Genomic DNA, 18,956 nt, shown 5'->3' on the forward strand with positions numbered 1-18,956 from the left:
ATGTATGTTTAATGCTCATGTGCGCGTCTGGGGTCTACCCACGTCTTCAAATTCTCTCCCAACATGGCAAAAGCCCGAACCAACAGAAGCAAGCACAAACCAGGGAACAACGCCAGCCACCACATGCCGGAAGATAAATACCTCATAGATTCGGATAAAATAATGCCAATCGCCGGCTCATGCGGGGAAAGTCCCATCCCTATGAAGGTAACAGCAGCTTCATGCAAAATGGCATGCGGCACGATTAGAATAAGCCCGACCAAAAGCTGGGGCAGCAGATGCGGGATGGTATGCCTTGTTGCAATCCACCAACTGGATTTTCCGAAATTACGCGATATAGAAACATACGGTGCCGAACGGATCTGCATCACCTCAGCACGTATAACCCTTGTTAAAGCAGGCCAATGCGTTAGTGCGACACCTATGATAATGCCTTTAGCCCCTCCACCTACAACAAAAGCAATCAAGAGGAGCGTTACAAGATGAGGGACGCTGAGAAATAAGTCCGTCAGCCAGCTCACTAGTCGATTCACGGTTTTTCCCATAACGGCTGCCGCAAGCCCCATAATCCCCGCAATGATGACACTTGAAGCTCCAGCAACAACACCGACCCTAAGGCTGAGCGCCAATCCTTTGATCGTACGTGTTAACATATCTCTTCCTAACCAGTCCGTCCCAAAAGGATGCGCGACAGACGGCGCGAAATTACGCTGGTTCAAGCTAGTAGACAAGCCTGACGAATCCATCCCTACAGACATAGCGAAAATGATAAGTAAGACGAGCACAGCAGCAACCGAAGTTAACGCAAGCTTGTGACGATCATTCAGCCATCTCATGTTTTACCGCCTTCTTTCATTCTGGGATCAATCAGGCGATAACACATATCAGCCATAACATTTCCTGAATATACGAACACAGCACTGAACAAAACAATGCCTAACAAAAGTGGAACGTCGCCTCGGAGCCCTGCTTCCACTGCTGCTTGCCCGAGTCCAGGATACGAAAATACTTGCTCAGCAAGAACGGCTCCACCAAACAGCTCACTGAATGAAGCAAATTGCAGCGTGATTGCGGGCAAGGCCACATTCCGAAGCCCATGTCTCCAAAAGATTTGAAAGCCCCGCTCCCCCCTTGCTCTTGCAAATATCCAATACTCTTTGTTTGTAATATCAATTAGTTTTTCTCGCGTATGCAGAGCGATTGCTGCAACTCCGGTTACACTGAGTGTCAATGCCGGAAGCAGCATATGACGGATACGATCAAGCAGGTTGACTTCCTCAGAAGTAACCCCGGCAGGAACTGCCAGACCGACAGGCAGCCATCCCAACCATACCGCAAAAACGAGCATAAACAGCAGACCAATCCAAAAAGTAGGCGTCGAGGATAGCGTGTAACAATACCAGCGAATCATTCGATCGATCCAAGTATTCCGATTCATAGCAGCTAGAACACCGGAAACAAATCCGATAATGCCGGATAGAACCCAAGCAATCCCCATCAGCGCAAGAGAGGCGGCAAATCGTTCGCCAATCACTTCGAGCACAGGGATCCGATAGATCATTGACGTTCCTAAATCACCGCTTGCCACAGCGCACATCCAGTTCCAATACCGCGTTACCGGCGGTTCATTTAGTCCCCAGTACTGCACGATCAGTTCTCTCTGTTCAGCACTTACCTTCATCATATCGGCACCAACATAAGCCTGAACCGGATCAATGGGTGAGAAGTGAACTAACAGAAACGAAACAGCGCTCACGGCAAGTAAAAGCAAGATTAACCCTAGTCCTTTTCGTAAAAGGAAGGGATCCAGAATCCGGCTGACCTTTGCCAAGTTAGAGGATTCACGCTTTATAACTTCCATTGCCATTCCTCGATGTTATCCGTTACCGGCCAGCCATGTCCGTGCGGATGTATTTTTTGCTTGCCGATATCAAGTCCTGTTCTCACCAAATACAAATGATCCAGATTAATCAACCATGCCCAAGGTGCATCGCCTAACGTGCTTAACCCGGTTTCACCATCCCACTGCGCTTTTTTCCAAAAGCCCCATGCTTCTTTTTCGTTCGTTGCTTTTAAAGCTTGACTCATATATCCTTCAACCTTCGCGTTGCTGTAGTACCCCGGGTTATAATAGTCCACTCCACCATATTTACTGCTGTAAACGTTATACATCTCCAAGGGATCTTGACTTCCCCATCCAAAAAGAACAGGATTCGCGTGCATTTGCTTCTCGAGGTCATCCCAGCTTTTGCCTTCGGCTTTCACTTGAATGCCCAGAGGTTTTAGCATATCTGCCGATGCAATGGCGAGCGATTGTCGTGTGACATCACTAGAAGGATAAAGCAAATTAATCACTGCCTTCAGTGTTCCTTTTTCAACAATGCCGTCATGATCGGTATCCTTCCAACCGTTATCAGCGAGTATTTTCTTCGCTGCGTTCAAATCGGCGTCAGCAAAAACGGCTTCAGGATTAAACCAAGGAAGGCCATCATTTAAGGTATAGGCGGGAGTGCCGTGACCTTCTAGAACGCCTTGAACCAATGCTTTTCTATCGAGCGCTAGATTAATTGCCTTACGAATCGCTACATCCGCTGTGACATCGTTGCCAATTGGGTAACCGTCTTTCGTCTTCTCTCCGGATTTTACATAAGGAAACATGATGCCTCGATTGTCCACGGTTGCTGCTGTTTGTAACTCCATACCGTTCACGGTTTGCTTGCTAAATGCCGCAGGAATCGCAGCCATATCCACTGTTCCCGCTTTGGCTGCTGCAAAAGCGGCATCTTCCCCTAGGAAAAGGAAGGTGATTTTTTCGAAAAACGGCTTTTTCCCATAGTAGTCTTGGTTCAATTCGACAATCAGCTGCTGCCCTTTATCCCATTGGACCCATTTGTAAGGACCGGAGCCGATCGGTTTGTTGGCGTAATCCTTGCCGTGGGCATGCTTGGGGACAATGCCGGTTGAAACAAGCATTTGGGTAAACGTCGATTGCGGTTCTTTCAGTGTGAACTTGACCGTTGCGTCGTCAGGAGCTTCTGCACGTTTGACATTGCTCAGATCAATGGCAGATCCGCTCGACGCAGCGGTTTGATAGGTATATACGACATCAGCTGACGTTAACGGTTGACCATCGCTGAACTTGACATCCTTGCGAAGCTTCACGGTCCAGATCAAGCCGTCTGGGCTAACCTCATAACCCGTGGCCAGATCATTTGTAATATTCAAATTGCTGTCACGCTTAAGCAGGGTACTTTGGAAAAGTGGCGAACCGTATCGCCCCCACCCCGTTGTTGGATCAAAACCGGCTTCCGGCTCTCCGCCAATAGCTAGAACGAGCTGTTTTTTGCTTGCCTCTGCCGCCGGTTTTGGCTTCTCTACCATGCAGCCGCTAATCCAATTCATGGTGACCATCAGAATCAAAAAAATGACTAGTCGATGTTTCATTTTCATTCCCACCTTTCAATGTTCACGTGTGCAGTAGCACGATTAATTGAAATAGTAGCACAAAAATGACGACTAGTCATTATTCATTTCATCGAATTTTCTGGAAAGTGTACCTTTTCAGAGAAATAGCGGACCCTAGTTCCCTCCCCAACTAGGCTTCCTTAGCATCCTCAAGCTCCAAAACAGCATTTGGCAAATAATCTTCAAATAGCGACCAATCGCTACGCATCTCATCCTCAGTTAGTAAACAGGCATCGAGCGAAGCCGTAATATCTGCCCGATCCATCTCTATCCCAATGAACACAACCTTATTGATTCGGTCCCCGTAGGTGGCATCCCAATGCGGGATCTGGTCAGCTTCCTCCTCGAGAATAGCTTCTCTTTCCTCTTCCGAAAGCGCGGCTATCCAATACCCTGCAGGACCGAACCGAACCGAAGGGCCGGCTTGGCTCAAGTTTTGAGCGTGATCGTTTCGGGTAGCCAGCCACATGATTCCTTTGGCTCTCACGATCTCTGCAGGCCAATCTGCCATCCAGCTCATCAGCCGCGAAGGCTCGAAAGGCCGCTCTCTTTCGTACACAAAGGAAGAAATACCATACTCCTCGGTTTCAGGAATATGCGTTTCCTTCGCCAACTCCTTCATCCAGCCCGCAGACGTGCTAGCCGCTTCAAAATCAAAAAGATGCGTATTAAGAATGTCCGCTGGTGCGACTTGCCCATGAACAGAGCGAATAAACTTGGCTCTTGGCTGCAGCAAACGAAGAACGCCTTCCAGCTCATTCAGCTCCTCTTCCTCCAACATGTCGCATTTATTCATAATCAACACATCGCAGAATTCGATTTGATCGATCAGCAGATCCACCACTTCTCTGGTGTCGTCATCCCCAACGGCTTGACTCCGTTCTAGCAGCGTTTCGCCTGAAGAATAATCCGTCCAGAACCGATAGGCATCTACAACCGTCACCATGCTATCCAATCGACAAAACTGGGAAAGATCTATTCCCTGTTCCTCATCGATGTAGGTGAACGTTTGAGCTACTGGTAGGGGTTCGCCGACACCGGTTGACTCAATCAGGATATAGTCAAATGTATAATCTTTGGCAAGCCGTTCAACTTCCCTCAGCAAATCGTCCCGCAACGTGCAGCAAATGCAGCCATTGGACATTTCAACTAGACTCTCATTCGTCCGAGACAGCCCATTCCCCTCACGAATAAGCCCCGCATCTATATTCACTTCGCTTAAATCATTGACAATAACAGCAACTTTCAAGCCATCCCGATTATGTAAAACATGATTCAACAAAGTGGTCTTTCCGGCTCCCAAGTACCCGCTCAATACCGTAACGGGTATTTTATGATCTGTTTTATGATCCGTTTTATGATCCGTTTTATGATCTGTTATATGTTCTGTCATGTTCATTCTCCATTCTTATTCATTCAAAGCTTTCTTGAGTGCTTCCAGGTTTTTGGTCATGATCGCGATATAATCCAAATTCTGCTTCTTATCTTCGTCCGTCAAGCCTTCTAATGGATTCAGCACGTCTGTTTTGGCATTGATTTCTTTGGAAATCGTCTGGGCAACCTTCGGATCGACCAATGTTTCAAAGAAAATCGTCTTGACTTGATTTTTTTTAGCAAAATCGATGATCTCCGCCATTTTAGCCGGTGATGGCTCTTCTTCCGGTGAAAGTCCAGCGATTGGCACCTGTGTCAAGCCATATTCTTTGGCCAAATAACCGAATGCGGCATGCTGTGTCACGAAATCTTTCTGTTTCACATTGTTGAGCCCCGTACGGAAGGACTCATCTAAGGCCTTGAGTTTCGCGATAAACACATCGGCATTTTTCCGATAATCCGCTTTGTGCGCAGGATCCGCTTGGGTCAACCCAGCCACAATGGACTCCACCTCTTTTTGAGCGAGAGCAGGACTTAACCAAACATGCGGATCCAGGATTTTACCGTCAGCAGACTCCTTGTGTTCGTCCTTGTGTTCGTCCTTGTGTTCGTCCTTGTGTTCGTCCTTGTGTTCGTCCTTGTGTTCGTCCTTGTGTTCCTCTTTGTGCTCCTCTTCTTCTTCCGGCAACCCTTCCATCAATGCAATGCCTTGGCTGGCTTCCACAACAACCCGCTTCGAATTGCCTGCACTCGCAAGTGCTTGCTCGGCCCAACCTTCGACGATCCCATTGAACACGAACACATCGGCATCGCTCACTTTCTTCATATCTTTGGCGCTCGGCTCCCAATCATGAGGCTCTGCACCAGCGGGTATCAAAGCGATGACGTCCGCATGCTCCCCGGCTACTTGCTTGGTAAATTCATACATCGGATAAAAGGTAGTGACGACGTTAAGTTTGCCAGTGCCCGACGACTGGGCTGCGCAGCCTGATAAAATGAGTGTTGATACAGCTGTGAATACGAGTGATTTTGCTATCCATGATTTTTTCATTGTCGTTTATTCCTCCAAATAGGTATGAGATGATGAGCATCAAGCAGACTCCTGTGAAGATGGAAGCATAGCGTTGAATGCCGCTTGTTCGGCTTGAAGATTGTTTCGGCCGCTGACTTTGCTGAACTTTATGATCAACTTTTTGATGCTTAAGCCGGTGATTAACACGATTAATAAAAGAATCGCAATGGTTCCTCCAGGCGGTGTACTTAATTCATAGGAAGCTGTAAGGCCTGAAAAAACACCAACCAAACCAATCCCCATGGCGATAAAAAGGGATGAAACAAAGCTAGGCGCAATCCGGATTGCTAATGCCGCTGGAAGTATAATAAGCGCGGATACGAGGAGCACGCCGACAATCGGCATGGCAGCGGCCACGATCATACCCGTTAAAACACTAAAGCCAAGGGAAATCCACCTCACCGGCAATCCATTCGTTTTCGCTGTATCTTCATCGAACGTAATTTGATACAACGGTCGGCGAAATACGAAGAAGAAAAGACCGCCTATGATGGCAACAAGGAACATGAGCAGCAGCTCTATTTCATTGACGGCAACGACGGAACCGAATAAATAGGCGGAAAAGCCCTTATTTACACTTGGATTAAGGCTCATGATGATGACAGCGGAAGACAAGCCGCCAACCATGATGATGGCAACTGAAATTTCACTATAGGATTTATAGGACCTTCTCACATATTCAACAGCGATTGCCCCCAAAGTTGCCACAACAAATCCGGATAAAGTAGGGTTGATATGTAAGTAAGCCCCTCCCGCTACACCCGCCAAGGAGACATGCGAGAGCATATCTGCCATGAGCGCTTGTCTTCGAAGCATCAGATACACCCCGAGAATGGAACCCATGATCGCGATTAACCCACCGGCACAAAATGCCCGCTGCATGAAGTCGTAGTGCAGCATTTCCATCCGCCATCCTCCTTTCTTTCCAGTTCAATGATTCGATTGAGATAAGGGGCTGCTTCTTCAAGATTATGGGTCACCATAATGACTGTGCGTCCGTGGACTTTGACTTGGTGATGCATAAGCTGATAGAATCCGCACCGGCTATCTTGATCCATGCCTGTCGTAGGCTCATCTAGTACAAGCAGATCCGGCTCTTGCGTGAGGGCTCTCGCGATGCATATCCGCTGCTTCTGTCCGCCAGAAAGTTCCCCGATTTTGCGCTTCCGCAAATCCCACATGCCCACCTGCCGCAGCGCAATCTCCGTCAAGCGGTCGTCTTCTTTCAACAGCTTCCTGAACCAGGAGCCGCTCGCATATCTGCCTGAACGGACAAACTCCAGGATTGTGCTTGGGAATCCGCTATTAAACGCCGAGATTTGCTGCGATACATAGCCCACTCTCAGCCTCTTGCCCTCTTCATTTGCTGATGACAGGAACACTCTCCCCTTCCATGGCTCAAGCAAGCCCAACATGAGCTTAAGCAAGGTTGACTTCGCTGCGCCATTGGGACCCGTAACCGCAACAAACTCGCCGGATTGAATCTCGACATTCGCATCTTGTATGCAGGGAATATCGTTATATCCGAACTCCACCTCTTTTAAAGAAGCCACTAACATATGTGAATCCTCCTTACATGTAAAAATTACGAATAATCGTTAATAAAAAAAGATGAACCTGCTTATACATGTAATAGTGATGGCAACCGAATCATTAAATCGTAATTATTACTATTACTATTACTTCGACAAATATAGCTTGTTAAAATGACATTGTCAACACCGAAATGAACAGATGCTTATTTCTTGCCTTTTCATTTTCTTTCATTTTAAAAGCATATCTTGCGGCTATTCCTTATTTGTACTACAATCTAATTCGTAAACATTACATTTAAAAGAGAAGGGAATCTCCTTATGAATAAAGTACCCGTGATCATACTGAGTGGATTTCTAGGCAGCGGTAAGACGACTCTGCTTCTGCGCATGCTCCGAGAAGCTGCCGCCTATCACCTCATGCCAGCGGTTCTAATGAATGAATTAGGGAAACAGGATGTCGATGGGCATCTTCTGTTGGATGTTTCTCCACACCTTCCTCTGGCTAAACTGCTTGATGGCTGCATCTGCTGCACCAAAAAAAGCGATATCCAAGATTCGCTCAAACAACTAGTCGCACGTAAGCCGGATGTCATTCTCATTGAGTTGACCGGTGTCGCTAACCCCGAAGAAATCGTCGATGCATTAACAGAACCGGCACTGCTGCCTCATGTAAAACTTCACACGACCATCACGGTTCTTGACGCCGAGCATGTGCTTGATTACAACAGTATTTTTGCTTCAGATCGCGAGCTCGTCCATACGCTTAGAAGACAGATAGAAGTTGCCGACCTTCTTCTTCTGAACAAAATCGATCTCATCTCAGACAAGCAGCTAAAATCTATCGAGAAAACCGTTCGTAAATTCAACAGTCAAGCCTTGTTTCTGCCTACGACATTCAGTCAACTGGATTTAGACAAGCTTTTCGGCAGCCTCCCATCCAGACAACCGCAACCCCCAACCACACCTACTTTGAGTAAAAGTATAAACATGCGCGTAGTCAAAGCTGTACAAGAACCGCGCGTGGCTTCCAAGCACGCCACTTCTTTCTCACGTGTTCAAACACTTGCCATTTCAATTGAGCATGATGTTGTGATCACTCAACGTCTCGTGGAGCATTACTTGGAAAAATGGGGAAAATCGCTTCTTCGCGCCAAAGGCTATTTACGAATTGGCACCAAACGCGAAGCTTTCCTGCTGCAATTTGCAGGCAAACGTACGAATTGGCAACCGGCCGCGTATCAAGAAGCGCCTTACCTTGTTCTCATAGGGCTTGATTTGGATGTGCATTTGCTCGAGGAGGACTGGAAGAAGCGGCTGATTGACTCTCAAACGAATTAACAGGAAGGAGCCTTTTCTAATGCCGAACACCGTATTTCGCACGAGTATGCACCTCATGACCGCCCTAATCTTCCTCCTCCTGGTCCTTATCTTTTGGAACAAAAATGTATCACTGCCGGAAATCCTGCAAACGACGTCCATGCAAGCATTTAAAACTATTTTTATTAGTATCCTATTAGAGGCCATCCCTTTCATATTGGTAGGTGTATTGCTTTCATCGCTGCTTCAAACCTTTGTATCCGAACAAACGATTCGTCGCTTTATTCCAAAGAACCCTATCCTCGGCATCCTGTTTGCCTGCTTGCTAGGTATCCTTTTCCCCATGTGCGAATGCGGTATGATCCCTGTCGTACGAAGGCTTATTCTCAAAGGAATGCCTGTTTACATAGCCGTTGTTTTCATCCTGACCGGCCCCATTATTAACCCGATTGTTTTTGCAGCCACCTTCATGGCCTTTCGAAATCACCCTGCTATGGCCTATTCCCGCATAGGACTAGCTTTTGCCGCCGCTGTTATCATCGGACTCGTCCTCTATCGATTAGTCAAAAGCAATCCACTGCGCAACAGCCGCGCTAACTTCTCAAATCAAGCTGATTGGGAAGGGCATTCACATCAAGGGGGCGGCTTCGTAAGCAAAGTAAACACCTTTTTCGTACATGCCTCTGATGAATTTTTCGAAATGGGCAAATATTTGATCTTCGGTTCCCTGCTTACGTCTCTGATTCAAATCTTTATGCAGCGCGAAAGCCTCCTTGCCATTGGTCAAGGTCCGATCAGTTCCCATGTGTTTATGATGGGTTTTGCCTACATTCTTTCGCTATGCTCAACCTCGGACGCCTTCGTCGCTTCCTCTTTTCAGACTTCGTTTACGTCTGGATCTCTGCTAACCTTCATGGTATTTGGGCCCATGCTGGATTTCAAAAGCACGCTCATGCTGCTTTCCATTTTCAAATCTAAATTTGTCTTCCTGCTTTCGGTTTTGATTGTCATTACGGTTCTCAGCTGCTCGCTGCTCGCTCAACACTTCTTATAAAATTGGCTTCCGAGGAGGAATAAAATTGAGTCAAGCTCGCATCATCAGTTTTCATTATTTCTTACGCACAGCGATTTTACTGGGATTCTCAAGCTATATTGTGATCCTTTTCAAGTCAGGTGCCCTTACGTATTACATTGCGCCGCGCATGATGATCTATGTGAAAATAGCTTCTGTTATCCTGTATATCATTGCCTGTTTTCAAGGCTACATGGCCTTACGCGCCTACTGGGGAAAGCCTGTCACCTGTGAATGCGAACAGCCCGTTTCCCGCTCCGTATTACGGAATACGCTGGCGTACGGACTTTTGATTTTGCCGCTGTTCATCGGTTTTGCGCTGCCGGATACGGCCTTGAGCAGTACGATGGTCGCTGCCAAAGGGATGAATCTCTCCGCTTCCAAATCGAGTCTTACGGCGACAACGGCGGCACCGACGACAGGGACTACGACTACAGGGACAACAACATCGAAAGCAACGACAGAGACAGCGACAACAGCGACGGATCCAGCCCCTGCAGCGGCTCCCTCCATTTCGAGCACGGAAATGCCGGCTCCCGCAAACACGGATGCGGACTTACGGAAATTATTTCAAGCGGATAAGGAGTGGGACGAAGACTTTTCCAAAATCGGCATGATCCTTTATAAAAAGGATACCATCGTCGTGAAACCGGAAATTTATATGGAGATCCTCTCCTCGATCGACTTATTCAAAAACAATTTTATCGGTAAAAAAATTGAGCTCACCGGCTTCGTTTATCGGGAAGACAATATGGCCAGCAACCAGTTTGTCGTTGGCCGCTTTGCGGTTAGCTGTTGTTCCGCGGATGCGACTCCTTACGGCGTTATGATTGACTTCCCCACTGCGGAGACTTACCCCAAAGACATGTGGGTCAAGGTCACGGGAACTGTTCAAAATGGCAGCTACAATGGCAATGATATTTTCATCATCAAGGCCACGCAAATTGATAAAATCGAAGCACCTAGCTCACCGTATGTGTATCCTAATTTTGAACCTTTGAAGGAGCTCCAATGATTGATCCTGCTCTGCCCGCTCAAGGAACTTCAATGAGCGATCTTGCCCTGCCCGGTTTTTAGGGGAACTCCAGTCACTTATTAAGGCGAAATCACGATTCGGCGAATTGGTGGAGAACTACAGGGTCTTATTTCGCCCCAATCCCCCGAATTTCCGCCCGCAACGGCGAAATAGTGAACCACAGTTCCATTAGCAGAACCAAATGGACAGTTTTAAGCAAAATAGCGCCCTCAAGTTCCCTTCCCCTGCTGGTTATCAGGCACAACTCTGCTCTGGCAAGCGATGCATGACTATCGCCTTTTTCCCAACGCGCGCGAATCCTAGGCGTGCATGACTTCTTCGGCGTATGGCGGCGGTCACCCCCACGCGCAGGCTTGATCCGTCAGGCCGATTTCACCAATTGTACCTTGACAAACTGACCCTATATGAATAGAATTAAAAACGAAAATGATAATCATTCTCATTTTATTCATCATCAGGGGGTATAGAGATTAATGTTACGAAGAAATGTCCAGATGTTCCGCAGTTTCAGGAGTATGGCGCTAATTCTTATCTCAGCATGTGTGCTTATTGTGGCAGGTTGCGGTCAATCAACAACATCCCAAACCACTGATAAGGCAGCAGCAAGCAATTCGCCTACACCTTCACCATCAGCACAACCGAGCAGCTCTACAGCATACACCGTAAAACATGCCATGGGTGAAACGAAAATAACAGGAACACCTAAGAAGGTCGTGGTTCTGACGAACGAAGGAACAGAGGCCGTTCTAAGCCTGGGTATCAAACCTGTCGGCGCTGTGAAATCTTTTACTAGCACGGGTGACTGGTATGAGCATATTAAGGCTGACATGCAAGGTGTTACAGTCGTAGGAGACGAGAATCAGCCCAATTTGGAATTGATTGCTTCCCTGAAACCAGATCTCATCATCGGCAATAAATTGCGCCAAGAGAAGGTTTATCAGCAGCTGTCCGCTATCGCGCCAACTGTATTTTCCGAAAAGCTTATGGGCGATTGGCAAATTAACTATCGTGTGTACGCGGAAGCTTTGAATAAGAAGGCCGAAGGCGATAAAATCATCGGTGATTTCGAGAATCGCATTACGGCTTTCAAACAGAAAGCTGGAGACAAACTCAACACCAAAGTATCCATCGTTCGCTTCATGCCGGGTAAAGTTCGGATTTATATGAAAGATACATTCTCTGGCGTTGTATTGAAAAAACTTGGCTTCCAGCGTCCAGCACCGCAAGATCAAGAAAAGTTCGCAGATGATGTGCAAAAAGAACGAATTCCAGATATGAACGGCGACGTGCTTTTCTATTTCACCTATGAGAATGATAAAGGCGAAGGCAGCAAAATTGAGCAGGAGTGGCTCAATGACCCTCTATGGAAAAATTTAGATGTAGTTAAAAAAGGTAATGTTCAACATGTTAGCGACGCCATTTGGAATACAGCCGGTGGCATTAAAGCGGCTAACTTACTGCTTGATGACCTGGAAAAGTATTTTCTTAAAAAGTAATGAAATGAAAAAAGAAGCTGGATCATAGATCCGAGCTTCTTTTTTTGTTGCGTTTTATGTGAAAGGAGAATTTAACCATGCTGCAGGCAATACTTCATACAATTTTCTAATCCAACTTGGATATCATTTTTCTAGCGAACATTATCCGGTAAACAGGTTCTCTTTCTTTTCCGCTTCTCACGCAATAAATGATAGTATTCCCCGAAATCAATTAAATATACATGAAGGATTTTTTTTATAGCGGCACTCTCACTTCCGCAACCGAGATCCTTCTCTGCTCCAGTTTTCTAGCTTTTGCAGGGCGTATCACCGGCTCCTCTTCACCTGCTTCAACGATGCGGGCAATGAGTCGCTCTCTCAGTTCAGCCGTAATGGCTGCATAGCTTTCCACGCCGATGAGATTGCTCAACTCATGCGGGTCCGCATGAAGATCGTACAGAAACTGCTCTTCATACACATCCGATGCCGCATCATCCCAAGCATTTTTGTCCGGTGCATGGACGCTGTATTTCCACCGATTCGTCCGGATAGCCCGGCCTACTTCGGATTCACTGATTTGCAGAAACACTTCCTTCGGCCAATCCACACTTTTCTTTTGCGCCAAAGGCAAGATGGAACGCCCTTGCATGCTTTCCGGTACAGGAATGCCAGCTGCGTCTAGCAGAGTTGGCGGCAGATCCAGCAAACTAACCAACTCCTGAATTCTACCTCCTGCCTGAAAGCCTGGCCCTATCAAAGCCGTTGGAACCCGAATCGAGCTATCATGGCAGGAACGCTTGTATTCCGCATTACGCGTCTTGAAATGACAACCATGATCGGATGTAAACAACACGATCGTATTGTCTAGCAGTTGCAGGCTTCGCAATGCATCAATCAGACGGCCAAGCGCTTCATCCAACCGCTTGACCATTCCGTAGTAACCGCCTAAGTGCTGATGGGCGGTTCCACCGAGAGCAGCGAGATCCGGCGGTATCCAACGTCCGCTATATTGATCCTCATACCCGATTGGAGCCGGATAATTGTCCAGATGATTTTGGTGATGAGGCTCGATATAGGACACGAATAGAAAGAAAGGCTCTTCTGTTTCCTCCTGCCGGTTCCGTTTCTGCTCCTTATGTACAAATTGAATCGCAGCATCCGTTAAAGCATCCGCTCGGTAACCTGGCAGGTTAACAGGCTCATTGTCATTATTGTACATAATCGTATCGTATGCATCGGAGGAAAATTCCAACACATTAGAGGCTAGCCAATGCTCATAGCCACCTCTTTGTTCCTCAGGTACAGGTTCCGTGCTGGCCAAATGCCATTTGCCAATATACCCCGTATGGTATCCTGAGTCATGGAAATAATGGGCTAACGTCTTGCTTTCAGCAGGCAGCGGAATCCCGTTGCGGTAACAGCCGGTAGTCGTTGCATACTTGCCAGTCTGCAGGCAGGACCGAGCCGGGCCGCATACCGGTTGGCATGTGATCGAATGATATACATGTGTACCTTCGACCGCCATGCGGTCGAAATTGGGGGTAAGCCCCAGTGGATTGCCATGCACCCCTGTGGTATCCCATCTTTGTTGATCGGTAAAAAATACGATAACGTTCGGACGCCCTGCTCCCTTTTCTCCCATAACATCACGCCTCCTTCATCTGATCCCTATCTATAATTCTCTTCCAAGCTACCATAATCCTTGATCGCTGAATCGGCGCGCCAGCCAATTGGTAAACAGCAGCAGCAGCAAACCCGCCAAGGACTGAAATAATCCTGCGGCAGTCGCAATCGAAAACCGTCCCAAACTGAGCCCCACACGATAGACATACGTATCCAAAATATCTGCAACATGAAGCACAACATCGTTAGATAAAATAAAGACCTGATCGAAGCCTGCGGATAAAATTTGCCCTGTTCGAAGTATTAGCATTATCACGATCGTCCCCGATATCGCCGGAAGCGTCACGTGGCTGATTAACCGGAATCGATTGGCGCCATCCATGCGTGCAGCTTCGTACATTTCCGGATTAATGCCAGCAATCGCCGCCAAATAAATGACCGTCCCCCAGCCCACTTCCTTCCAGATATGCGAGACGACGAGTAAGGAACGGAAAGATTCCGGCTGCATAAGCGGGGAGCTGCTGAACCCTAACCACGACAGCAAGCCCGTTCCCGGCGACAGTACAGCAAACAAAATGCCTCCCAGCACAATCCAGGATAAAAAATGCGGGAAATACAAAATGCTCTGAATGATCCTTTTGAATCTGCGATGGATGACCTCATTCAACAAGATAGCAAGGGCAATCGGCGCAGGAAAACCGAAGATCAGCTTATAAAAACTTATGAGCAACGTATTGTAGAGCGCATTCCAGAAATCCCCTGTTGACCACAGAATTCGGAACCATTTTAGCCCCACCCAAGGGCTGCCTATGACCCCTTGCGTTAATTTATAGTCCTTAAAGGCAATGATAACGCCGCCCATCGGAATATATTTGAATACAATAAAATAAATTAGACCCGGCAGCAGCAACGCGTAATAATATCTATACTTCAGCAGCTTGCGAATAAAAGAGCTGGATGGCGCTGCTTTTGTACCTAAAACAGAAGGCTTCGGATGGCTCGCTTGACTGCTCATAAGGCACCTCCTTTTTCTAACTGAAGTTTGCGGTATTCACCCGGGGTAATTTTTTCCCATTTTTTGAAAAATCGGATGAAGCTCTGCACATCGTGGTAACCGATCTGACCACAAATTTCCTGCAAGGAATATTGGCAATTGCCTACGAAGAGCAGCTCCTTGCTTTTATCAATGCGCAGCCGGGTCAAGTAATCAAGCGGTGCTTTCCCTGTCTCCGCACGGAACATTCGGCTTAAATAGCTGGAGCTGACACCGACATGATCGGCAATATCCGCAATGGATTCGATCCGATCGTAGTAAGTCTGCATATAGTCAATTGCCTTGCTGATGTAGGCATTACTCATCTTATTATCCTGGAACTGTTCAAGCAGGTTCATGATATCGGAGATGTATCCATAGAACAGCTCCTTCACTTGACCAATATGTTCGCATTCACTGACGGATTGGAACCGCAAATGAACCTTATCCAGCGAATAACCATCCTCATACAGCTCTTGCACGATCGCGCCCATCATCAAGGTGATGGTGTCTTGTACTTCATCTCGGGTATAGGATTTGCCTACCATATAACGGTCGAACAATTCGTCGAGAGACAACTTGGCTGACTCTCTATCTACCGACTTAAGACGACGCAGCAGCTCCTTCTGTATAGCCAGCGGATAACTCCATTTTCTAGAATCCGCCGTATCTTCGAAAAAGACACAATCGGTTTGGTAAGTCCAAGCCGTATTGTGCAGCGCACGTTTGGCCTCGTGGTAGGACTTGTTCAAACTGTTCATCGACGAATAAATGCCCCCTAGGGCAATCTGCAGAGTAATGCCGAATTCCTCCTGCCCGATCCGGTTCGCCGCCTGACAGCAGGCATCCAATTCCAGTTTTAGCTGGGTCATGTAAGTAGAAACAGGTGCATTCAAAATAAACCCGAACTGATGGTTTTCAAGTATTGTGCCGACAACAAATAGGCGCCTCCTCAGTTCTTTCTCAATGGTGCTGAACAGCAGCAAGCGGATTTCGTTGTAGTCTTCCTGATCCTCCAATAGCTGCATGTCTGCTCTCACAATGATGGCAGCGTAATAAGAATGAGGGAATACAATGCCAAGATGCTGAAGTCGATTCGCCATCACCGAGGTTTCGAACACACGATTGGTTAAAATGTCATAGATCAACCGGAACCGGATAATCGGTTTACTCTGCTCCAAGGTTTGTTTGATGTAGCGGTTTTCTGAGACGAGCTCCCGGATCGCCTCGGCAACCAGCTGGCTTTCATCCTTTTTCACCATATTCCCCGAGTGCCCCACCTGCTGCTCTACATAGTCCCTCACCATGTTTTTCCATGGTCTGGTGAAGCGAATGCTATAGAGGCATGCAAGCGCTATACTGATTAAAATAATGACGACCGCAACCTGAGTTGCAGCATGCACCTTACTTTTCCAAGCTAGTTGGTAATCCGAGTAGGGAATGCGTTCTGCAACCATCCAAGGGGTCGTGTCCGACCTTGCATAGCTGAGGAAATAAGTCTCGTCTTCCCCCTGTACTTGCACCATCCCTGAGGAATCGGACAGTGAATGTCCCGCATTCAAAGATTGTAAAGACCTCGTAAGTGCTTTGCTTCTGGCACTATTTTCTGAAAGAATGTCATAACTTTCGCTATCCATGATCATCATTTTGCTGCTATCCACACTCGCATAACGAAACAAGGCATCGAAGAACGCTTGACGCTTCACATTCAGAATGAGTTCCCCAAGAGGTTCTTTGGCGGTCAGAGGTACTAGCCTATGAAAAGTAAGCAGTTCAACCGGCTCCGAGGGTGATGTATCCTTCAGACTGCGCATCTGATAGCCTTTGCTGCTGCCGGCTTCAAAGTTTGTCGTAATGATTTGCTTATCAAAAAATTGATCCAGCGCATAGATGCCCTCATTCGTCGTCAAAATCCGGTTGTTCAGACGAAAATACAAATAGATGGAATACAATAAATTGTTGGAATTTACTTCCTCTTTTAACTGATTCTTTAATGCTCCATATTGCAAAATGGAATAAGGATATGGATTCGTTAACGCCTCATTGACTCCTGGCTTAAGAGAAACTTGCAGGGACAGCTGCTCGATATTCGCAATCAATGATTCGGCATGCTTCATCATCCCCGAGATTTCGTTCTGAGACGAACGCGCAAGCTCGGATTTGATATCGTGGGATACAATCATCAGGTACGACGAACCGACCGCCAAAATGAGGATCACTATGATAGTCATATAGGATACGAATATTTTATTAAACATAGACTGTCCCCTCTCTTTTTCAAGCATGATTCGATTCGTCGACCTGAGTTTACTTGCCGATTATTTAACTTTCTTCCATTCCGCGTTAACCTGCTTCTCAATTTCTTGCCCGCCTTCTTGGTAATACCGTTTGACTAGTTCATCCCATTTATCGACGGACCATGCACCGGTGACAATTTTGGCGAAGTATTCATCCCATAGCTTTTTGATATCCGGATAGTCGTTCATGGCCTGCACGCTCTTCCAGAACTCGTTGTGCACCAGATTCTGAGGGTCATTGGAAACGGTCATCGCCGCTGTCGCTTCTTCCGTTAACCAACGGCGGTCTACGACTTGCAGGAAGCGAATCGGATTCGAATAACCTTTCTTATAAAGCTCGGAATAATTCGGTACAAGCAGCTTAATTTTGTTTTTGTCTTTATCGAATTGATAATCCTCGTTCTCGATCCCGTAAGTGACCAGATCAAAACCTGGGCCCGCCGACCAGTTGATCAACTCCATCAGCTTTTCCGGATTCTTGGCTTTGGCCGAAATCGCCCGAATATCGCTATAGGCTGGCGAATTCTCGGCAGCTCCTTTTTTCCCGCCCGCGCCGGCAGGAGGTGTAAGGAAGGAAAGTTTCGCTGTAGCAACGGTCTTCTTCAGAGCGCTATAGTTGGCTCCTGTAGGATCAGCATCAAACGCCGTACCTTCGAAAATGCCCGCTTTGGAGTTAATGATCTTTTCATTCATTTGCTTCGCTTCCATAATCGGGAACTCCGGATCGATAATGCCTTCTTTATACCAGCTTTGCAATAAAGCAAGCGCTTGCTTCGTTTCCGGCAATACCATTCCCTGCTTCAATTGCCCGTCACGCTGCTGCCAGAACGTCGGGACAACACCGAAAGCGCCAAACACCGTGCTGAAATAATTCCCATTTGCTCCTGCTCCGAGAAGCTTGTTAGTCGTTATGCCAAATGTATCCTTTTTCCCATTCCCGTCCGGATCATTAAAGGTGAACGCCTTTAGTACATCATGAAGCTCATCCAACGTGGTCGGCGTTTTCAGCTTGAGTGCATCGAGCCAATCCTGACGTATGAGCAGCCCATTCACGTTAGGTCCATTGAAGGTCTCCGGGCGGTAGCCAGGCGGCAATCCGTACAACTTGCCCTTGTATTTGAGAATATCCAAATCCTCAGGCTTCAGAAACTTCGTAACATTAGGCGCATTCTTTAACAAATCGTCCAAGGGCAGAATCAAGCCTTCATCCGTCAACCGGTTCAGTGTCAGGAGATCCGGCACACTAAAGTAATCCGGCAGGTCCCCGGAAGAAGCAAGCAAGTTCAGCTTGGTCTTGTACTCATCCCCGGAAGCCATTGAAATGTTGTAATCAATCCCTTTGATCCCCGCTTGATCCAGCGCTGCCAGCACCTTTTGCTTCGCTGGACCGCCATCTGCCGGGTATTCAGGTGCTTGAAAGTTGCGGAAAATCTTGAATGTGACCTTGGCGGAGTCGCCGCCGGATGCGCTGTTTGGCTGAGCTGATACGTTAGGTGCGCTTGTCGACCCGCTGTTCTCGGACGTTGGGTTACTGCTGCACGCGGCCGTAAGGCTAGCTGCTATAGTTAAGATAAGAACTGTCTTATATGTATGAAATGACATGGTTTTGTCCCCTCCTGTACAATCTATTCCATCTTGCGCAACAATAATATTAAAT

The 18,956-nt window shown here is 47.2% G+C and carries 15 protein-coding genes; 4 read left to right on the forward strand and 11 right to left on the reverse strand.

The window, feature by feature from the left end:
* Positions 1-8: 8 nt before the first annotated feature.
* From RQP52_RS30570 to RQP52_RS30600, 7 genes are all read right to left on the reverse strand, one after another.
* On the reverse strand, positions 9-836 hold the full coding sequence (locus RQP52_RS30570) for an ABC transporter permease (RefSeq protein ID WP_315955336.1): 828 nt from the start codon (positions 834-836) through the stop codon (positions 9-11).
* The gene (locus RQP52_RS30575) at positions 833-1,861 is read right to left on the reverse strand and encodes an ABC transporter permease (protein ID WP_315955337.1); all 1,029 of its coding nucleotides are present in this window, start codon (positions 1,859-1,861) and stop codon (positions 833-835) included. Before RQP52_RS30575 ends, RQP52_RS30570 begins: the two co-directional genes overlap by 4 nt.
* Entirely contained in the window at positions 1,849-3,402 is a 1,554-nt protein-coding gene (locus RQP52_RS30580) for an ABC transporter substrate-binding protein (protein ID WP_315955495.1), read from the reverse strand. The genes RQP52_RS30575 and RQP52_RS30580 overlap by 13 nt, the downstream gene beginning before the upstream one ends.
* 193 nt (positions 3,403-3,595) lie before the next feature.
* A complete protein-coding gene (locus tag RQP52_RS30585; RefSeq protein ID WP_315955338.1) occupies positions 3,596-4,858 on the reverse strand; it encodes a GTP-binding protein in 1,263 nt (420 codons plus the stop codon).
* Positions 4,859-4,873: 15 nt separating this feature from the next.
* Positions 4,874-5,890 (reverse strand): metal ABC transporter substrate-binding protein, encoded by a 1,017-nt coding sequence (locus RQP52_RS30590; protein ID WP_315955339.1) that lies wholly within the window; start codon positions 5,888-5,890, stop codon positions 4,874-4,876.
* A gap of 39 nt (positions 5,891-5,929) precedes the next feature.
* Positions 5,930-6,817 (reverse strand): metal ABC transporter permease, encoded by an 888-nt coding sequence (locus tag RQP52_RS30595; RefSeq protein ID WP_315955340.1) that lies wholly within the window; start codon positions 6,815-6,817, stop codon positions 5,930-5,932.
* Positions 6,763-7,470, reverse strand: coding sequence for a metal ABC transporter ATP-binding protein (locus RQP52_RS30600; RefSeq protein WP_315955341.1), 708 nt, complete (start codon positions 7,468-7,470; stop codon positions 6,763-6,765). The genes RQP52_RS30595 and RQP52_RS30600 overlap by 55 nt, the downstream gene beginning before the upstream one ends.
* 294 nt (positions 7,471-7,764) lie before the next feature.
* Between RQP52_RS30600 and RQP52_RS30605 the strand changes: the two genes are divergently transcribed.
* The 4 genes from RQP52_RS30605 to RQP52_RS30620 all read left to right on the forward strand — a co-directional run bounded on the left by RQP52_RS30605 (position 7,765) and on the right by RQP52_RS30620 (position 12,367).
* The gene (locus RQP52_RS30605) at positions 7,765-8,784 is read left to right on the forward strand and encodes a CobW family GTP-binding protein (RefSeq protein ID WP_315955342.1); all 1,020 of its coding nucleotides are present in this window, start codon (positions 7,765-7,767) and stop codon (positions 8,782-8,784) included.
* A gap of 19 nt (positions 8,785-8,803) precedes the next feature.
* Positions 8,804-9,817, forward strand: a complete 1,014-nt coding sequence (locus tag RQP52_RS30610; RefSeq protein ID WP_315955343.1) for a permease — start codon at positions 8,804-8,806, stop codon at positions 9,815-9,817.
* 25 nt (positions 9,818-9,842) lie between these two features.
* A complete protein-coding gene (locus RQP52_RS30615) occupies positions 9,843-10,850 on the forward strand; it encodes a TIGR03943 family putative permease subunit (RefSeq protein ID WP_315955344.1) in 1,008 nt (335 codons plus the stop codon).
* Positions 10,851-11,344: 494 nt separating this feature from the next.
* Positions 11,345-12,367, forward strand: a complete 1,023-nt coding sequence (locus RQP52_RS30620; RefSeq protein ID WP_379174242.1) for an ABC transporter substrate-binding protein — start codon at positions 11,345-11,347, stop codon at positions 12,365-12,367.
* 235 nt (positions 12,368-12,602) lie between these two features.
* Here the strand turns inward: RQP52_RS30620 and RQP52_RS30625 are convergent, their stop codons facing one another.
* The 4 genes from RQP52_RS30625 to RQP52_RS30640 all read right to left on the reverse strand — a co-directional run bounded on the left by RQP52_RS30625 (position 12,603) and on the right by RQP52_RS30640 (position 18,901).
* Positions 12,603-13,988, reverse strand: coding sequence for a sulfatase-like hydrolase/transferase (locus RQP52_RS30625; protein ID WP_315955345.1), 1,386 nt, complete (start codon positions 13,986-13,988; stop codon positions 12,603-12,605).
* A 48-nt stretch (positions 13,989-14,036) separates the two neighbouring features.
* Positions 14,037-14,984, reverse strand: a complete 948-nt coding sequence (locus tag RQP52_RS30630) for an ABC transporter permease (protein ID WP_315955346.1) — start codon at positions 14,982-14,984, stop codon at positions 14,037-14,039.
* Positions 14,981-17,233 carry a helix-turn-helix domain-containing protein gene (locus tag RQP52_RS30635; RefSeq protein WP_315955347.1) on the reverse strand — a complete coding sequence of 751 codons (2,253 nt, stop codon included), beginning with the start codon at positions 17,231-17,233 and terminating at the stop codon, positions 14,981-14,983. Before RQP52_RS30635 ends, RQP52_RS30630 begins: the two co-directional genes overlap by 4 nt.
* An 87-nt stretch (positions 17,234-17,320) precedes the next feature.
* A complete protein-coding gene (locus tag RQP52_RS30640; RefSeq protein ID WP_315955348.1) occupies positions 17,321-18,901 on the reverse strand; it encodes a type 2 periplasmic-binding domain-containing protein in 1,581 nt (526 codons plus the stop codon).
* Positions 18,902-18,956 lie beyond the last annotated feature (55 nt).

The sequence above is a fragment of the Paenibacillus violae genome (genome assembly GCF_032461945.1).
GTDB lineage: Bacteria > Bacillota > Bacilli > Paenibacillales > NBRC-103111 > Paenibacillus_E > Paenibacillus_E violae.